At 56.0% G+C, this 16184-nt stretch carries 17 protein-coding genes; 3 read left to right on the plus strand and 14 right to left on the minus strand.

The window, feature by feature from the left end:
- Window positions 1-32 precede the first annotated feature (32 nt).
- The 7 genes from PLU01S_RS16465 to PLU01S_RS16495 form a co-directional block, all read right to left on the minus strand.
- Window positions 33-770, minus strand: coding sequence for a DUF72 domain-containing protein (locus tag PLU01S_RS16465; RefSeq protein ID WP_074824246.1), 738 nt, complete (start codon window positions 768-770; stop codon window positions 33-35).
- 90 nt (window positions 771-860) lie between these two features.
- Entirely contained in the window at window positions 861-1292 is a 432-nt protein-coding gene (locus PLU01S_RS16470; protein ID WP_074824250.1) for a nuclear transport factor 2 family protein, read from the minus strand.
- A 222-nt stretch (window positions 1293-1514) separates the two neighbouring features.
- Window positions 1515-2129, minus strand: a complete 615-nt coding sequence (locus PLU01S_RS16475) for a hypothetical protein (RefSeq protein WP_074824253.1) — start codon at window positions 2127-2129, stop codon at window positions 1515-1517.
- 196 nt (window positions 2130-2325) lie between these two features.
- A complete protein-coding gene (locus tag PLU01S_RS16480) occupies window positions 2326-2745 on the minus strand; it encodes a GNAT family N-acetyltransferase (RefSeq protein ID WP_074824256.1) in 420 nt (139 codons plus the stop codon).
- A gap of 23 nt (window positions 2746-2768) precedes the next feature.
- Entirely contained in the window at window positions 2769-2969 is a 201-nt protein-coding gene (locus PLU01S_RS16485) for a hypothetical protein (RefSeq protein ID WP_074824259.1), read from the minus strand.
- Window positions 2970-3067: 98 nt separating this feature from the next.
- Entirely contained in the window at window positions 3068-4663 is a 1596-nt protein-coding gene (locus PLU01S_RS16490; RefSeq protein ID WP_074824262.1) for an ABC transporter substrate-binding protein, read from the minus strand.
- Window positions 4664-4765: 102 nt separating this feature from the next.
- Window positions 4766-5272, minus strand: coding sequence for a GNAT family N-acetyltransferase (locus PLU01S_RS16495; protein WP_074824265.1), 507 nt, complete (start codon window positions 5270-5272; stop codon window positions 4766-4768).
- A 266-nt stretch (window positions 5273-5538) separates the two neighbouring features.
- Between PLU01S_RS16495 and dcp the strand changes: the two genes are divergently transcribed.
- The 3 genes from dcp to PLU01S_RS16510 all read left to right on the plus strand — a co-directional run bounded on the left by dcp (window position 5539) and on the right by PLU01S_RS16510 (window position 9144).
- Window positions 5539-7728 (plus strand): peptidyl-dipeptidase Dcp, encoded by a 2190-nt coding sequence (dcp, locus tag PLU01S_RS16500; protein ID WP_074824268.1) that lies wholly within the window; start codon window positions 5539-5541, stop codon window positions 7726-7728.
- Window positions 7729-7900: 172 nt separating this feature from the next.
- Window positions 7901-8737, plus strand: coding sequence for an inositol monophosphatase family protein (locus tag PLU01S_RS16505; protein ID WP_010794689.1), 837 nt, complete (start codon window positions 7901-7903; stop codon window positions 8735-8737).
- Window positions 8738-8877: 140 nt separating this feature from the next.
- Window positions 8878-9144 (plus strand): hypothetical protein, encoded by a 267-nt coding sequence (locus PLU01S_RS16510; RefSeq protein ID WP_010794688.1) that lies wholly within the window; start codon window positions 8878-8880, stop codon window positions 9142-9144.
- A gap of 54 nt (window positions 9145-9198) precedes the next feature.
- On the opposite strand, the gene PLU01S_RS16515 is transcribed toward PLU01S_RS16510, so the two are convergent.
- The 7 genes from PLU01S_RS16515 to PLU01S_RS16545 all read right to left on the minus strand — a co-directional run bounded on the left by PLU01S_RS16515 (window position 9199) and on the right by PLU01S_RS16545 (window position 16114).
- Window positions 9199-9903, minus strand: a complete 705-nt coding sequence (locus PLU01S_RS16515; RefSeq protein WP_074824271.1) for a YebC/PmpR family DNA-binding transcriptional regulator — start codon at window positions 9901-9903, stop codon at window positions 9199-9201.
- Between the two features lie 92 nt (window positions 9904-9995).
- Window positions 9996-11378 (minus strand): efflux transporter outer membrane subunit, encoded by a 1383-nt coding sequence (locus tag PLU01S_RS16520; protein ID WP_074824276.1) that lies wholly within the window; start codon window positions 11376-11378, stop codon window positions 9996-9998.
- Complete coding sequence (locus PLU01S_RS16525) at window positions 11375-12592, minus strand: HlyD family secretion protein (RefSeq protein ID WP_074824279.1); 1218 nt, start codon at window positions 12590-12592, stop codon at window positions 11375-11377. Before PLU01S_RS16525 ends, PLU01S_RS16520 begins: the two co-directional genes overlap by 4 nt.
- A gap of 6 nt (window positions 12593-12598) precedes the next feature.
- Window positions 12599-14206 carry an MFS transporter gene (locus PLU01S_RS16530; RefSeq protein WP_074824281.1) on the minus strand — a complete coding sequence of 536 codons (1608 nt, stop codon included), beginning with the start codon at window positions 14204-14206 and terminating at the stop codon, window positions 12599-12601.
- Window positions 14207-14456: 250 nt separating this feature from the next.
- Entirely contained in the window at window positions 14457-14912 is a 456-nt protein-coding gene (locus tag PLU01S_RS16535; RefSeq protein WP_010794683.1) for a CBS domain-containing protein, read from the minus strand.
- A gap of 120 nt (window positions 14913-15032) precedes the next feature.
- Window positions 15033-15455: a GFA family protein gene (locus tag PLU01S_RS16540; RefSeq protein ID WP_233432131.1), complete on the minus strand. Its 423-nt coding sequence runs from the start codon at window positions 15453-15455 to the stop codon at window positions 15033-15035.
- Window positions 15456-15652: 197 nt separating this feature from the next.
- Window positions 15653-16114 carry a multidrug/biocide efflux PACE transporter gene (locus PLU01S_RS16545; protein ID WP_074824291.1) on the minus strand — a complete coding sequence of 154 codons (462 nt, stop codon included), beginning with the start codon at window positions 16112-16114 and terminating at the stop codon, window positions 15653-15655.
- Window positions 16115-16184 lie beyond the last annotated feature (70 nt).

A 16184-nucleotide genomic window follows, 5' to 3' on the forward strand; every position in this document is an offset into this window, starting at 1 on the left:
CCTTCAAAAGGTCCGGCGGTCGGCATACGCCATCAGCCTGCAAGCAGGCGTTGCATGTCCAGTGCGTTGGGTACGGCTGCGCCGCTGGCGGTGTTATCAAAAATGCACCATGTGGGAACGCTCCGTTCATGATGATGTGCCAAGGTCTGGGCCAGAGATGCAAGGGCATCATGGGTATAGGAGGAGTGATAGATCCGGGGCGAGCCGTGAAGGCGGTAGTAGACCACCTCCGGCGATGCACCGGGCATGTTGCCGTTCGCCAATGGAGAGGGATCGGCAGCTACTTGGCCAATTCGATAAGCCATCAGCATGGACTGGGCATCATCACGTTGCCAGCTGGCATGGCGGGGTTCAAGAACGGCGTGTCCGTTGTAGCGAGCCCTGAGATCCTCCAGAAAGTCACGGGTAAGTTCTGCCTTGAATGCCAGTGAAGGAGGAAGCTGGATCAGCAGGCAGCCCAGTTTCTCTCCCAAGTGACTGCACTCCGACAGAAAGCCGTTCAACAGTGCTCCGCCGTGAGCGAGGCGCTGAATGTGAGTGATTTGCTTGGGGACCTTTACTGCGAACCGAAAACCCTCTGGCGTCGAGTCAGCCCATTTGGCGTAGGTCGCCGGTTGGTGAGGGCGGTAAAACGAAGAGTTGATTTCAACGGTATTGAAGCGGGCAGCGTAGCGCTGCAAGTGGGTGCCCTCTGCCGGAAAGTCGGGCCACTGTGAACGCGGCAGGCTCCAGCCGGCACATCCAATGTAGGGAAGTGTATTCAAGATCAGTTTTAAGCCAGTCGTGTCTGATCTGTGTTTGACTAACGGATCAGGTGATTGATCCTGCCGCTTCGTAGCGGGGAAGCGGCAGGTGCCTGGTTAGAAGCGGAAAGCCTGACGGCCAATCAACAGCCATTCTCCGTTCTGTTTTTGCCAGATCTGAAAGTTTTCAATTTCAGTAGGCGTCAACTTGCCGCTATTGATGGCTTGTGCAGAGAAATGATTGCGAACCAGGGCCACATCACCCGACATTGTGATTTTCTGGTTGAGCATTTTCAGCTCTTTGAATGCGCTTTTGCCTGTTTCGATATCCGCAATGAATGCTTTCTTATCTTGGATGTTGCCGCTGGAATGGCCATAGGTAAGATTTTCGGCCGTCAGGGCATTCAGACTGGCAATATCCTTGTGCCACATGGCCTGGGTAAGCTTGTCCACGGCCTCAGCTACCGCCGTTTCATCCGAAGACGTGGCGGCCATAGCATAGCCGCTGAAAAGGCACAGAAAGCCAACGATCAGCTTGATATTTCGCATGAGCATTTCCTTGTTGTTGTAAGCGATGCGGAATGGATCGTTGTACGTGATGGCTGTGGATCTCGTTCGAGTATGGAAGAGGCACAGCGGTCATAAGTCGTCGTACAACATGATGTGTTGTAGACGTTTCACGAGAGGGCGTCAATTGGCGTGTTGTTTTTGCCAACAGAGCAAGCGCTGCTTGAGCGAAAAGGTTCTCGTCAAGCAGCAAAGCAGGGTGGCTTAGGCGTGTAGCGAAAGGAAATCTTTCCAGACAGCGGGCACGTTGTTGAGTTGCAGGTACTGAAGACGCTCGTTTTCATCCAGGCGGCTCCAATAAGGCGTCCAGTGCTGGCTCCACCAGAACGCCAACTCGCCTTGTAGCGTATCCATGCAACCCACATCGACCGTAGGAAATGCCTGCCAGGGAGCTGGCGGTGCAATTTTTTGTGCATGAATAGAGGCCAGTAGGGCGGGGGAGTCCGTAACCAGATTGAGCAGCACACCGCCAAATTCGGACTGCATGCGCAGCATCAGTTTTTCACCCGCCTCGTTGCGATACAGCGTCTGTTCAGGAGTGCTCGAAACGGGAGTAAAGCCCAGCTTCATCAAGGCGGCACCCAAACCCATTTTACCTTGGTGACAACTCATGACCTGGAACTGATACGCCCGGATACCAAGCCCTTCAAGGCTTTCTGCGCCTTCCTGGTCGATGTTCAGTGGCGGGTGGTCGAACAGGGGGAATTCGGTACCTAGTTGCTCAAGCTGGCGATCAATATCCTCGAAGGTGCGCTTGGAGACCAGACGCTTTAGCAAAAGGAGAAAACCGGTACCGTGGAGCTGGGGGTGCGAAGTCATGGGGCCTCCTGGCGCGCGTCTGGACTATATGGTCTTAAGACCCGAAGCCAACCGTTTTGCTTCAAGGCTGGCAAAGAAATTTCCATCTGCGCGAAACGGATAGCAGGGCGACTGTGCGGGCAAGAGGCTGCCGCAGCCGTAATATACTTCTTCAACATAGCTTCATCATGTGACCGAAACATGAATCAGAAGGCAATCACGACGGGCTGTATTCCAGGGCTATCAAGGGTTTGCTTTGCTGATAGCGCCGGAGTTTATCGCTAAGCGACTCAGGCAAGGATGCTAGTGTCTGAAATCCATTGGATTGGTAAAAAGGGACGAGTTCGGGGTGGCAGAACAGCCAGACAGGCGATGCCGCATGGTTTACGGCATGCTCCAGCAATCTGCCACCAATACCCTGGCCGCGCTCCTCATGTGAAACGAAGAGGCCCGTCAGCCAAAAGCCCTGTTCGATGGGACTAAGGTTCAGGACACCGAGAATGCCTTGTCGCCGGGCTATCCAATAGCGCACGCTATCGCCTCTGGCGGTTCGCATGGTGCTGCCATGGGCGCGATAAAACTTGTCGATAAGCGGGCGGAGTTCAGGTGAGAGGAGGCCGTACTGCAGTTCGCTCATAGCTCTTTGAGGACAAATAGCATTCAGGTATTGGGCGTATTACCGGCCAGCTGCTCCAAGGCACGCCTCACCATCGAGGCGTACTCAGTAGGGCTGAGGCTATAGAGCTCAGTAGCGACCCAGGGTAGCCAGCGTGCGCCCATTTCGTCTCGTCTGGAGAGCAGGCGCTGTGCCTCGGCAACGGCTTGTGTGGCATGTGCTTGATGAAAATCGGCTCGGCTCATGATGATCTCTTGCAGCAACCCGTCATGATAAAACCGAACCGACGTATTTATCTACCGCGAGCGACACGGCGAGCGATTAGCGGCTCGCCGTATCGACATCAGTCAACGCTGACCCCAACGAAAGCGTTATGGCCCAGCGGGCTCATTACATAGCCTTGCACATTCTTGCGCATGGGCATGAACGCCGTGGAGTGGGCGATAGGGGTATTGGGGATCTGTTCCTTCATGCGCACCTGAGCCTGACGGTAAAACTCGGTCCGCTCGGCCTGATCGGAGACACGCTTGCCGTTCTTCACGAGGTCATCGTAGGTTTTGTCGCACCACATGGAGTAGTTGTTGCTGCCAATCGCATCGCAGCCATACAGCGTACCCAGCCAGTTGTCTGGATCACCATTGTCGCCTGTCCAGCCCACCAGGATGGTGTCCTGCTGGCCGCTCTTGGCGCGCTTGAGGTATTCGCCCCATTCGTACGTCACAATCTCGGCGTTAATGCCAATCTTGGCCCAGTCGTTCTGGATCATCTGGGCCATCAGGCGCGCGTTCGGGTTATACGGCCGCTGGACCGGCATAGCCCATAGGGTGATCTTTGTGCCTTCTTTGACGCCAGCTTGCTTGAGAAGCTCCTTGGCCTTGACCGGGTCGCGCGGCAGATCCTTTATCGTTTCGTTGTAGGACCACTGGCTGGGCGGCATCCCGTTAACGGCAAGCTGTCCTGCGCCCTGGAAAACGGCTTCAATGATGTTCTGCTTGTTGATCGCCATGTCGAGCGCCTGGCGGACTTCCAGCTTGTCCAGTGGCGGATGCTGAACGTTATAGCCTAGGTAGCCAATGTTATAGCCAGGGCTACTCATGACCTTCAGGTTGGGGTCTTTCTCCAGCGAGGCAATATCCGCCGGATTAGGGTAAACGCTGACGTGGCATTCGCCTGTGCGCAGCTTTTGAGCCCGCACGGCAGAATCGGTATTAATCGAGAAGATAAGGTTGTCGAGCTTGACCTGTCCCGGTTGCCAGTAATCCTTGTTGCCCTTGAAACGGATCATGGCGTCTTTCTGGTAGCGACTGAAGACGAAGGGGCCGGTACCGATAGGCTTCTGGTTGATCTGTTCAGCCTTGCCCTGTTTGAGCAGCTGGTCGGCATATTCGGCTGAATGGATACCGGCAAACCGCATCGCCAAATTCTGCACAAAAGCAGCGTCGCGCTCATTTAGCATGAAGCGAACTGTATGCTCGTCCACCTTTTCAACCCGGGCGATATTCTTGTCCAGACTCATGCCGGTAAAGTAGGGGAACTCGCTGGGATAGGCCTTGCGGAACGGATGCTCTTTATCCAGCATGCGCTGAAAGGTGAACAGGACGTCATCGGCATTGAAGGCGCGGGTCGGTTTGAAATAGTCCGTCGTATGGAAGTTCACGCCCTGCCGTAGAAAGAAGGTATAGGTCTTGCCGTCTTCGCTGATGTCCCAACGCTCTGCAAGGGAAGGAATGGCCTTGGTGCCGCCTCGCTCGAAATCGGCCAGTCGGTTGAACAACGTACTGGCCGCAGCATCATGATCGGTTCCCGCTGTGTACAGGCCGGGGTCAAATCCTGCTGGACTGCCTTCCGAACAGTAGACCAGGTTGCTTGCAGCCTGGGCAGATAAAACGTTGAACACGCAGCCAGCCGTGACCAACGCCGTAAAAAGCGTCTTGAACATGAGCCGTTTCCTTAAAGCGTGAGGTTCAGCGAAACGCGTACGCTACCGCGGCTCAGGAATACCGGCAGGATTTAAATGAAAGCAGATATTTCAAGGGTCACGTCAGATAAGCCGCTTGGTCAGTTTCACTTCGGTCAGGTCGACCCCACCTCTTAATAGGGTTTTACGGGCTTCTGTATGGTCGAAGCCGTGCTGTCGATAAAAAGCCATTGCTGCAAGGTTGTCCTGTAATACCCAAAGGGATACACAACTAACAGCGGGCAACTCCAGCGAAGAGAAATAATGCCGTAACAGCGCTGTCCCAAGGCCGGTACGGTAGTGCCGTGGGGCTATGTAGATCGCATGAATTTCTCGCCTGGAGGCCTCTCCCGGCCAATCACGGTCAGGGCCGCACGCCATCCAGCCGGCTACTGACCCGCTGCGCTCAGCAACCCATATCGGAGCATTTTCCGCTTCCAGTCTTGATTTCCAATGGGCATATCTGGACTCGTATTGGAGGTTATCCAGCACTGCCTGAGGCATGATGCCTTGATAGGCGGCGCGCCAGGATTCGATATGGATCATGGCGATTGCGGAGGCATCTTCAGACGTGGCTGCTCGTACAGGCATGGCGGCTTTCCATTAGGCTGAAACGATAGGGGCAGTTCTTAAGACTAGTGCATCCCTCGGGCAGGCGATACTATCCCAAGGCCCGGCCCAGACGGGTTTCTTTGCTTATAACAAATTGCGGTCTGCGGTTCACACCGTTTTGTTCGAGTTCAATCGCCAAGACTCGCCTGCCAATTTGAAACTACGCTGTGCCCAATGTGACGCGCTATTTTGTATGAGCGCGTCGTGGCTGCATGGAATAAGAAAAATAGGGAGAGTAAGCATTAATGCGTCTATCTTTGCTGTTTCTGGCTATCAGTACATCCCTTGGCAGCTATGCCTTTGCTAACGAAACCCAGTCTGTTACTGAAGCCGGAACGACTGCACAGGAGGTCAACATGGCAGATAAGAACGGCTCGGCCCTTCAGGCGAATCCCTTTTTCCAGGAGAGTGCATTGCCCTTTCAGGCACCTCGGTTCGACCTGATCAAGGAGTCGGACTTCGAGCCCGCCATTACAGAAGGCATCCGGCAAAAGTTGGCTGAAATCGAGCACATTGCGAACAACCCCGAGCCGCCTACTTTCGAGAATACCTACGTTGCGCTGGAAAAAGCCGGAGCCCTGTTGGACAGGGTCATGACAGTTTTTAGCGCGCTCACTGGCGCCAATACGTCCGACACGCTTCAGCGGATCAATGAAGAGCAGTCGCCCAAGCTGGCTGCACTGGGTGATGCGATCACGCTCAACAGCACATTGTTCGACCGTCTACAGACCGTTTATGACCAGCGCGAAATGCTTGGTCTGACACCCGAGGACAAGCGGCTTATCGAAATTACCCATCAGCATTTCGTATTGGCAGGTGCTCGGCTGTCTGAGACTGATAAGGCCCAGCTCAAATCGCTCAACCAGGAGGCGGCAACGCTTAATACCCAGTTTGTGAATCGGCTGCTGGCTGCAGCCAAGAACGGGGCCCTGGCTGTCAGCAACAAGGATCAGCTTGAGGGACTTTCTGAGCCTGAGCTCAAGGCAGCCGAACAGGCAGCCCAGGACCGTCATCTGGACCAGCAATGGCTGCTCACTCTTCAGAACACCACGCAACAGCCTTGGCTAGCGTCTCTTGCCAACCGCGATACGCGTAAGGCCTTGTTCGATGCCTCGTGGAATCGGGCCGAGAAGGGCGATGCCAACGATACCCGCTCGCTTATCGCGCGTCTGGCCAAGGTGAGAGCCGAGCAGGCCAGGCTGCTGGGGTTCCCGGATTATGCGACCTGGAAGCTACAGGATCAGATGGCCAAGAAGCCAGAGGCTGCGCTAAGTTTCATGCGGGACATCGCGCCGGCGGCCACAGCCCGAGCCAAGCGCGAGGCGGCGGATATTCAGGCCGTTATCGACAAGCAAGGGGGCGGCTTCAAGTTGCAGGCCTGGGATTGGCCTTATTATGCGGAGCAGGTTCGCAAGGCCCGTTACGATCTGGACGAGTCACAGATTCGCCCGTATTTCGAGCTTAATAATGTGCTCCAGAATGGGGTGTTTTACGCAGCGCAGGCGCTCTACGGCATTACGTTCAAGGAGCGGACGGACATTCCGGTGTATCAGTCGGATGTGAAGGTTTATGAGGTGTTCGACAAGGATGGCTCTTCAATGGCCTTGTTCTACACCGATTTCTTCGCTCGGGATAACAAGAGTGGCGGTGCCTGGATGGGTAACTTCGTCGATCAGTCGCGGCTGCTGGGCACCAAGCCGGTTGTCTATAACGTCTGCAATTTCACCAATCCGGCCCCAGGCCAACCGGCGCTGCTTTCATGGGACGATGTCATAACCTTGTTTCATGAGTTCGGTCATGCCCTGCACGGCATGTTCGCTGACCAGATGTACGGCAGTATCTCGGGCGCCAATACGCCGAGCGATTTCGTCGAATTTCCTTCGCAGATCAACGAGCACTGGGCGGAAGACCCTAAAGTGTTCGCCAACTATGCCAAGCATTACGCAACCGGCAAGCCCATGCCCGCTGAGCTGGTCGAGAAGATCAAGACCGCGTCTCGCTTCAACAAGGGCTATGACATGACCGAGCTCCTGGCCGCTGCGCTACTCGACATGCACTGGCACATGATTGCAGCTGAAGCGCCTCAGCAAGACGTTGATGCATTTGAAAAGGCTGCGCTGGAGAAGGACCGCATAAACCTCAGTTATGTGCCGCCTCGCTACAGATCCAGTTATTTCATGCACATCTGGGGCAATGGCTATGCGGCAGGGTATTACGCTTATCTGTGGACACAGATGCTGGCCGATGATGGCTTCGAGTGGTTCAGAGAGCACGGCGGCCTTACCCCTGAAAACGGTCAACGCTTTCGCGACATGGTTCTTTCTCGCGGCAACAGCACCGATCTGGAGCAGGTCTACCGGGACTGGCGGGGCCATGAACCGGATATCGAGCCCATGCTGATTAACCGTGGCCTGAAAGGTGATAGCCAGGGTTGAGCTTTCCTTATAAGTAGACGGGCCTGGAAGGTCTGTCTTGCTACCAGCATTCATGGCCTAGGCTTAAAGTGCAGCTTTTTATCCTATGCCGAGCCGCGCAGTATTTGTCACAGTGGAGCGCTTAGATTAGGCGCTCCCAATTATTGCACCATGTTTTTGAAAAGGACCCGTCATGACCACGACTGTTACCGGCGCCAGCGCACCGGATAGCCTCGATATCGATTCACGCTATGAGGCCGCCAAGGCTATCGCACAGGAAGCGGCACGTCTGGGCATGGACTTCTATGCGCGCCGTTCGAGCCTGACGGTAATGCACAAAGGCGGTAACCTGCAGGATGTCGTCAGTGTTGCCGACAAGACACTGGAGGACTTCATCCGGGCGCAGCTTTCGGAGCGTTTTCCGGAGGATGGCTTTATCGGCGAGGAAAACGGTACTGCAGCATTGGATGCGCGCTGCATCTGGGTCATCGACCCCATCGACGGAACCAGCTGTTTCGTAAACGGCTTGCACAGCTGGTGTGTATCCATCGGACTCATGATTGACGGTGAGCCCTATCTGGGCGCTATCGCCGATCCGAACCATCAGGAACTCTTTCATGCCTGCCTGGGCCAGGGCGCGTTCGTCAATGATATCCCGCTCAAGGCCCATGCTGCCCAACACGTTCGTGAAGGAGTCGTAGGGGTAGGTACAACGCACCGCCGTGGTAAGGAAAACTTCATTCCTTTCCTGACCGGTCTGTTGGACGAGGGTGGGATGTTTATCCGCAACGGCTCCGGGGCGCTGATGACGGCTTATGTGGCCGCGGGTCGGTTGATTGGCTATTACGAGACGCTTATCAACAGCTGGGATTGCCTGGCAGGCCTTGTCATGGTCAAGGAAGCCGGTGGTCGGTCGAGTGACTTCTTCCGTGGCGAAGGGCTGCTGGAAGGGAATCCGCTTCTGGTCGCTGCGCCCGGAGTATATGAGCAGCTAGCAGGCCTGATAGGGCCCTCGTTGGACAGTAACTAAGCCTTTTGCGTTTTTCTGCGCGTGGGGGCATGACGGTACAGGGTTGTGTCGCCGTTCATCTATCCTTTGAGACAGGACTTGTACGAAGCGGGCATGCCTGTGAGAACCTGACGATGCCATTCGAAAGCGAGGATCAGACCATGAGTACCATGCAATGTACCTACCGCGATCATGTCATTACGGCTGAAATCATGGAGCATTCAGGCAGCCCTTTACCCTGGGCAGGCGGTTGCCGGATAAGCGACCTGCACGGGCATGTAACCCGGCGCATGCCGCTTCCGGTCAGTCATGCCTTCCTGGCCGAACTGGATCAGGCCCAGAGAGCGTCCATTGCTCACGGCAAATGGCTAGTTGACCAATGCCTGGACCATGGGCGAATGCTGTTTGATCAGCCCAAGGCCGCCTGATGCTTATCTCACAGGGCGAAAGGCAAAAATTGCTTTTCGCCCTGGCTGCATGGCTTAACCTGCCAGACCTACATAAACGTTCTGCACGTCATCGTGGGCATCTAGGGCCTCCAGAAAGGCTTCTACTTCTTCCATTTCAGCATCGCTCAAGCCGGTGACCGGGTTTTTGGGGCGATAACCCAGATTGGCTGACTGTACTGTAAAACCAAGAGTTGGCAGCGCCTTGCAGACGGCATCCATGTCGGTAGCGTCGCTTATAAAGAGGGTGGCGTCATCCTCACCCGCCTCGAAATCCTGAGCGCCTGCTTCGATCGCAGCCAGCTCCGGATCAGCTTCTGGCGTATCGGGCGTTGCCTCGATCATGCCTACATAATCGAAATCCCACGCTACCGAGCCGGACGCGCCAAGCTGGCCCTTGCGAAACAGTACGCGAATCTCGGCGACAGTACGGTTCACGTTATCGGTCAGGCATTCCACAATGACCGGCACACGGTGGGGAGTAAAACCTTCATAGGTGGTGCGCTCATAGTTGACCGCTTCGCCCAAAAGACCTGCGCCTTTCTTGATGGCGCGCTCCAGTGTTTCGCGAGGCATGGAGGCCTTTTTGGCCTGCTCGACGACCAGACGCAGGCGAGGATTCATGTCTGGGTCCGGGCCGGAGCGCGCAGCGATCATGATCTCTTTCGACAGTTTGCCAAAGATCTTGCCCTTGGCATTGGCTGCGGCTTCTTTATGTTTGGCTTTCCACTGTGCGCCCATAGTTGTCTCTTCAAGAGGGAATAAAGGCGCAAATTCTAGTCCATACCGAGAGTTTGAGCGGAGCTAAATGATCAGCTGTGTGCCATGCACAGCTAATCCCGCGCAGGTGTCCAACCCCCTCCCAGCGCCTGGTAGAGCGAAATGACATTGTTCAGCTGGCTCTCGCGCACCTGTACAGCCGCCAGATCCAGATTGAAGAGGTTGCGTTGGGCGTCGAGCTCATCAAGGTAGGAGGAGTAACCGCTGCGGTAGCGATCCCGGGCGATTTCAAGCGAACGTGCCAGCGTGCGCCGGCGTGCCTGGATACGATCAATCTGTTCGGCATACAGCGTGACGCCTGACAAGGCATTTTCAACGTCGGCAAACGCATTCAGCGCTGCGGCCCGATACGCATAAGCGGCCTGATTACGCTGAGCGGTAGCGATATTGACCTGGGCTTCCAGTCGACCCGCTGTGAAAATCGGAGCAAGGATGCTGGCGCCCAGGCTCCAGACCTTGACCGGATCGTAGTTCAGCGAATTGACGTAAAGCCGGCCGACGCTGCCGGACAGCTGTACCTGCGGAAGAAACTCATCACGTCGGGCCTCCAGGTTGAGGTCACTGGCAGCCAGCTGCTGTTCGGCACGTGCGACATCCGGCCGTCTGCGCAGCAACTCCGATGGCAATACACCGGGAACACGGGGAGGGTGTACGTCCTGAAAGTGCAGCCCACCGTCCACTGGGGCCGGCAGGGCGCCCGTCAGCACCTGAATGGCATTTTCCTGTCGGCGAATGACCTGTTGAAGCTGCGGAATCATTTGCATGGCGGCCTCATATTCGGACTGGGCCTGCGTCAACTCCAATTCTGACGTGTAGCCCTCACCGGCGCGATCCTCTGCGACCTTGAGCGCCCCAAGGCGAGACTCGGCTGTCTCACGGGTAACCTGCAGCTGAGCATCCAGTGAGAGAAGGGTGATGTATGCCCGTGCGGTCGTGCTGGCCACGGTGAGAAGAACAGCATCCCGATCGGTCTGGCTGGCCTGATATTGGAGCCGTGCGGCCTGTTCGAGAGTACGCAGGCGCCCCCATACATCCAGCTCATACGCAATCTGTACCTGTGGCTGAGCCGAACGGGTATGGGTGATACCCAGCGTGCCGAGATTGCGGTTGGTTTGTGTGGCAACCGAGGCATTTATCGAAGGAAACAGGGCCGAACGTGCCAGTGCAATCTGCTCGCGAGCCGCATCGACGCGGGAAATAGCAGCTAACACGTCAGTGTTGTGCTCAAGCGCGGTTTCTACCAAGCGAGTCAACCGGGGATCGTTAAAGTTGCGCCACCAATCGCTTCGAACGGCACTTGCCGGCTCACTCGCTGCACGCCACTGCCCAGGAGGCTGTATGGCAGCTTCGGGCGGTAGCGGTTTCTTGGGTGGCACACAAGCGGCCAGGCTTACCGCCAAGGCCAATAGTAAAGGATGGAATCGAACATCCCTCATGGTGCAGCGCTCCGTTGCGCTACAGGTCGTTCTGTCTGGCTGGTCGCTGGGGTCGCATCCGTATCAATATGGGTAACAACAGACATGCCTGGCCTTAGCCGCTGCGCCAAGGGTTGGTTAGGATCAATGGTGATCCGCACAGGGATGCGCTGTACCACCTTGGTGAAATTACCCGTGGCGTTGTCTGGGCGAAGAATGCTGAACTCCGAGCCGGTTGCAGGCGCCAACCGCTCGACACGGCCGGTAAGCTCTGCGCCGTCCAAGGCATCGACGTTGAAGCGGACCGGCTGACCAATCGCCATGTTGTGTGTCTGCGTTTCCTTATAGTTGGCTACCACCCAGACCAGATCCGGTACTAGGTAGAGGAGTTGCGAGCCTGCCGTCACGTACTGCCCGAGGCGTACGGATACTTCGCTGAGCTGTCCTTCCCGTGGCGCCTTGATCAAAGTATTGTCGAGGTCGATCTGTGCCAGATGCAGCGCCGCTTCCGCCATCTGTACCTGAGCTTCCAGGCTTCCGCGTGACACGCGAGTCGCCTTTACGTTTTCCTCGGCAATATTGATGGCCGCTTGTGCCTGCTTGACCTGAGCGGCGGCGGCCCTGGCCGAAGCGCGTGTCTGATCACGCTCGCGCAGGGAAACCGAGCCTCGGGAGGCGAGTTCGTTGACACGACGCTCATCGGCTCGTGCGCGATCCAGTTCGGCCTGCACCGACAGCAGTTCCGCCCGGCGCGACGCCAGTGTGGCCTGGTTGGAGGCCAGGGTTTGTATGGAGTTCGCAAGATCCGCCTGCCGGGCTGCCAGCTGTGCCTGGTTTTGCTCAACACGCTGGCGATAGATTCGGTCGTCGATCCGAACCAGCAGTTGCCCCTGCTTTACATGCTCGAAGTCCTGTACGAGTACCTCGGCTACATAACCATTCACCTGAGGGGCCATGACGGTAATCTGTCCCCGGACGTAGGCATTGTTGGTTGTCACGATGCCACTGGTAAACGGCCACAGCTGCCACGCATAGAGAATCGTCAGGACGCCTGCCAGCGCTACCACCAGCATGATGATGACCGTCATCCGTGACGGTTTGATCACTTTGGGCGGCCCAGGATTTGTCGCTCCGGCGTCCGGTACGGAAGCTGCCTGTTCGGTTTGAGGCGGCGTTTTTTCAGCTTCGCTTGAGCCCTTGCGCTCGTCATCAGGTAATGGTTTTTCGTCGCTCATGGCGTCTCACGTAGCAGCGTTATTAGAGGAGTTGGCTTGTGCCCGTTCCGCCTTTCTTCGCCGATAGGACAGGCGCAGGGTATGAAACAGTGACCAGCTCAGGAAGGTGATCGATACGAAGCCGATCAGCCGAAAGACATCGTTGAAGGCCAGCACATGTGCCTCTCGTGTGGCGGCCTGGCTGAGTTGGGAGGTGCCTAGCGCCTGTTGCAGGGTAGGGTCGGTCTGCACCGGGGCATAAACCTGACTTTGAAGCTGCAGGCGCTGCACCACCAGTGGGTCGGTACGGTTGACGTTCTCGATCAGGTGACTGGAATGGTATTTCTCTCGCACCGTCTCGAATGTTCCAAACAGAGCCGGGCCGGCCAATCCACCCAGGCTTTGCGTAAAGGAAAACAACACGGTAAAGCTGACGATATAGGTCGGACCGTTCTGCAGGGCACGCAAGAAGCCGATCATCATCAGCGGACCCAGGAACATGCCACTGGCAAAAGCCAGAATACCCTGGCTGACAAACAGGTCCTGCGGGCGTGTCTGGTTTGTCGAGTCGGTATCCATGAAGCTGGCGATACCGATCAATACAATCGAAACCAGAATCTGAGGGATCATCGTTTTCGGGCTGAACACCAGAGCACTGACGGCAATCCCCGCCACGATGCCGGCAAGAATCACTGCAAAAAGCGGTTGTAACTGATCGGCTGTAAGCCCTAGGGTTTGCAGCAGACCCACTGCGCCATAATTCTGTTCGGACAGGATAAAGCGCAGCATGATCGCCCCGAAGGCAAAGCGCAGCATCTCGGAGGTGCCAAGCCAGCGAGTCTGGAGCAGGGGATTGCGTCGATGGTGCTCAATGGCGACCGCAATGATGATCAATACGAGGGCGGCTGCCAATGAAAACCCCATCCAGGGCTGCGTCAGCCACCATTGAATGCGCCCCTGTGCCAGGACGGCGGCAATCATGGCAAGGGCAGGGCCAAGCAGGGCAAATGTCAGAAAGTCCAGTCGCTCGAACGCCTTGATGCGTATGCCTGGGGGTAGCTTGAGCAAGGTGATGGCCGCGAGTGAGCACAGCGCCATGCCGGCCTCGAAGATATACAGGCGATGCCACTCGCCCAGATCCCTGAGCGCGGGCGAGAGCAGCCAAGCCAGAGGCGTTGCCAACTGGGAGATGCCAACGCCAATGACCAAACCTTTGCCTACCTGAGCCTTCCGAAACGCCTGGAGCATATACAGCGTACCCAGCGTTGTGATCGTCGCGCCAGCAAAGCCACTGGCGGCCCGGACCAGCACCGCCATGGGAAAGTTGTTGGCAAACACATGGGCAATCGTGAATACGGCATACAGCGCCAGCCCGATCTCGGCAAAGCGGCGAAGCCCGTATTGCTGGCGAAACTTCACGAGAATCAGGTTGGCTGACACGTTTACCATCAGAAAGGCTGCAGGCAGCCAGGCACCCTGGGTGGGTGTCAGACCTAGATCACCTTGGATGTAGGGAAGGTTCACGCTGATCAGCGCATTACCGAGGCCGCCTGTCAGGCCCAGCAGCACAGACACCAGCGCGTAGGCAAGGCGTACCGGTGGGGCATGCAGTGGCGTAGCCGGAGAGCCCGGCATCGAGGGCCGCTCGTGCGGCTCCCAATTGGGCAGGGGTTCCAGATATTTATCGGGCACAGCAGATAGGCGCCTTATTGAATCCTTGAGAAGTGCCAGTCACTGTTTAATCAATGATGGCAATGGATTCGTCCATAAGGCGCCGCAACAGTTCAGCCTGACGGGCAAGGAAGTCGTGATTACGAAAAAGCCCAACCAGACTTTTAGTCAACGCAGGCCATGCTCAAACGCATGGCCTAGCTGCTCCCTCTGATCATCCGGCCAGTGATGTAGGATATTCACCACGGATGTATTGCTCCAGTTGCAGAATCAGCCCGTCCTGCTCAGCAATCGTTTCCTTCACGATATCGCCAATGGAAAGCAGACCGATCAGCTGATCATTGTCGATCACCGGTAAGTGGCGCAGATGGCGATCCGTCATGAGCGACATGCACTCACGAATGCTCTCCCGAGGCGTCACCGTGATCACAGCACGGGTCATGATTTCCCGAACAGCGGTTCCTATGGAGGAGCGGCCCTGTAATACGCCTTTGCGTGCATAGTCGCGCTCGCTGATGATACCGACCAGCTTACCGTCTTCGGTAACGGGCAGGGCACCCACATTTTTCTCGGCCATGACTTTAAGCGCATCAAGCACCGTAACGTTTGGGGTGATCGTAAACACCCCCTGACTTTGCTTGGCTCTAAGGATATCCGCTACCGTCTTCATATCATTCCTCCCTTGCTGGCAAATCAATAGGACGAAAATAACCCGACCTGTCCGGCCGTCACCAAACAACGTAATCCATGGGTACGATTAAAATTTTCAAGCACGAGCATGGCCTATGCCTTACTCGGAGCCGAACTGCGCAATCAGTTCTTTTCCAGTTAGGGTCCGGGTATCGTTGGCAAAGCAGTAGAAAGCTGGTTTTTCTTCTATGAAAACCTGCAGCGCAAATGTCCAGTCATCCGGGTCATCAAACAACCCAACCGGGACGGCATGAAAGTCGCCGTGTTTTAACCGGTAAAACAGGTGAGTACCACATCGGCGACAAAAGCCTCGCTCAGCCCACTCTGATGACTCGTAGACGTGAACATGCTCCTCTCCTGTCAATTGGGGAGGGAGCGTGCTTTCGACCACCATCAGCGGGCCGCCGCCCCATCGCCGACATATCGAGCAATGACAAGCGCTGACAGATGTTTTTTCCAGACTGACAGTTACGTGCACCGCGCTGCACAAGCAGCGTCCTTGTCTCTCGACCCGAGCAGCCATAGCCATCCCGCCTTTCGCTGAGTGGAATGAGAAGCGTAGTCGAAAATCGGCGATTAAAAGGAAAAAAGAGGGTAGGGCGACGTTTTGTCTCTATTGGGGGCTTTTCAACGTAGAGTTGTCATTTAAGCTCTGCCAAGTATGAAAGGCAGCCCGACTCATTCACCGTAAGGCGTGGCGCCTTTCTATTACTCGGTTCATCACTTCTCGTACGCTGCGCGAATACCTTGACGACGTACATAGCGGGCTCGAAGCGTATCGTAAATCCAGTTGAAGCATACCGAATAAGGCAGGAAAAACAGGATCAGTCCGATATCGAGCACTAGCGCCTGGAGCAGGCTGATCGAAAGCCACCATGCTGCCAACGGAACCAGTAAGACCACCAGGCCAGCCTCAAAAAGACAGCCGTGAAGCAGGCGGACGGCAAAGCTGCGTTTGAATCCCAAGCGGTTCTGCGCACGGTCAAACAAGAAGTTGAAAATCATGTTCCACAACATGGCTATGGTCGAAAACATAAGCGTCAACACGCCGATCTGTGCCATGGGTTTGCCCATAGCCCAGGCAATCACAGGCGCACAGAGGCCTAGGGCAATCAGCTCGAAGGCCAGCGCATGACCTGCCCGCTCCCAGAAACTGCGATCAGGTGATGAGGTAGAAGACATTGAAAAGCTCGCTTAGGGATAAATTTGATGATCTATTATCATCGGTTTAACCAATAACCGAAAATTAGCT

The sequence above is a fragment of the Pseudomonas luteola NBRC 103146 genome (assembly GCF_002091675.1).
GTDB lineage: Bacteria > Pseudomonadota > Gammaproteobacteria > Pseudomonadales > Pseudomonadaceae > Chryseomonas > Chryseomonas luteola.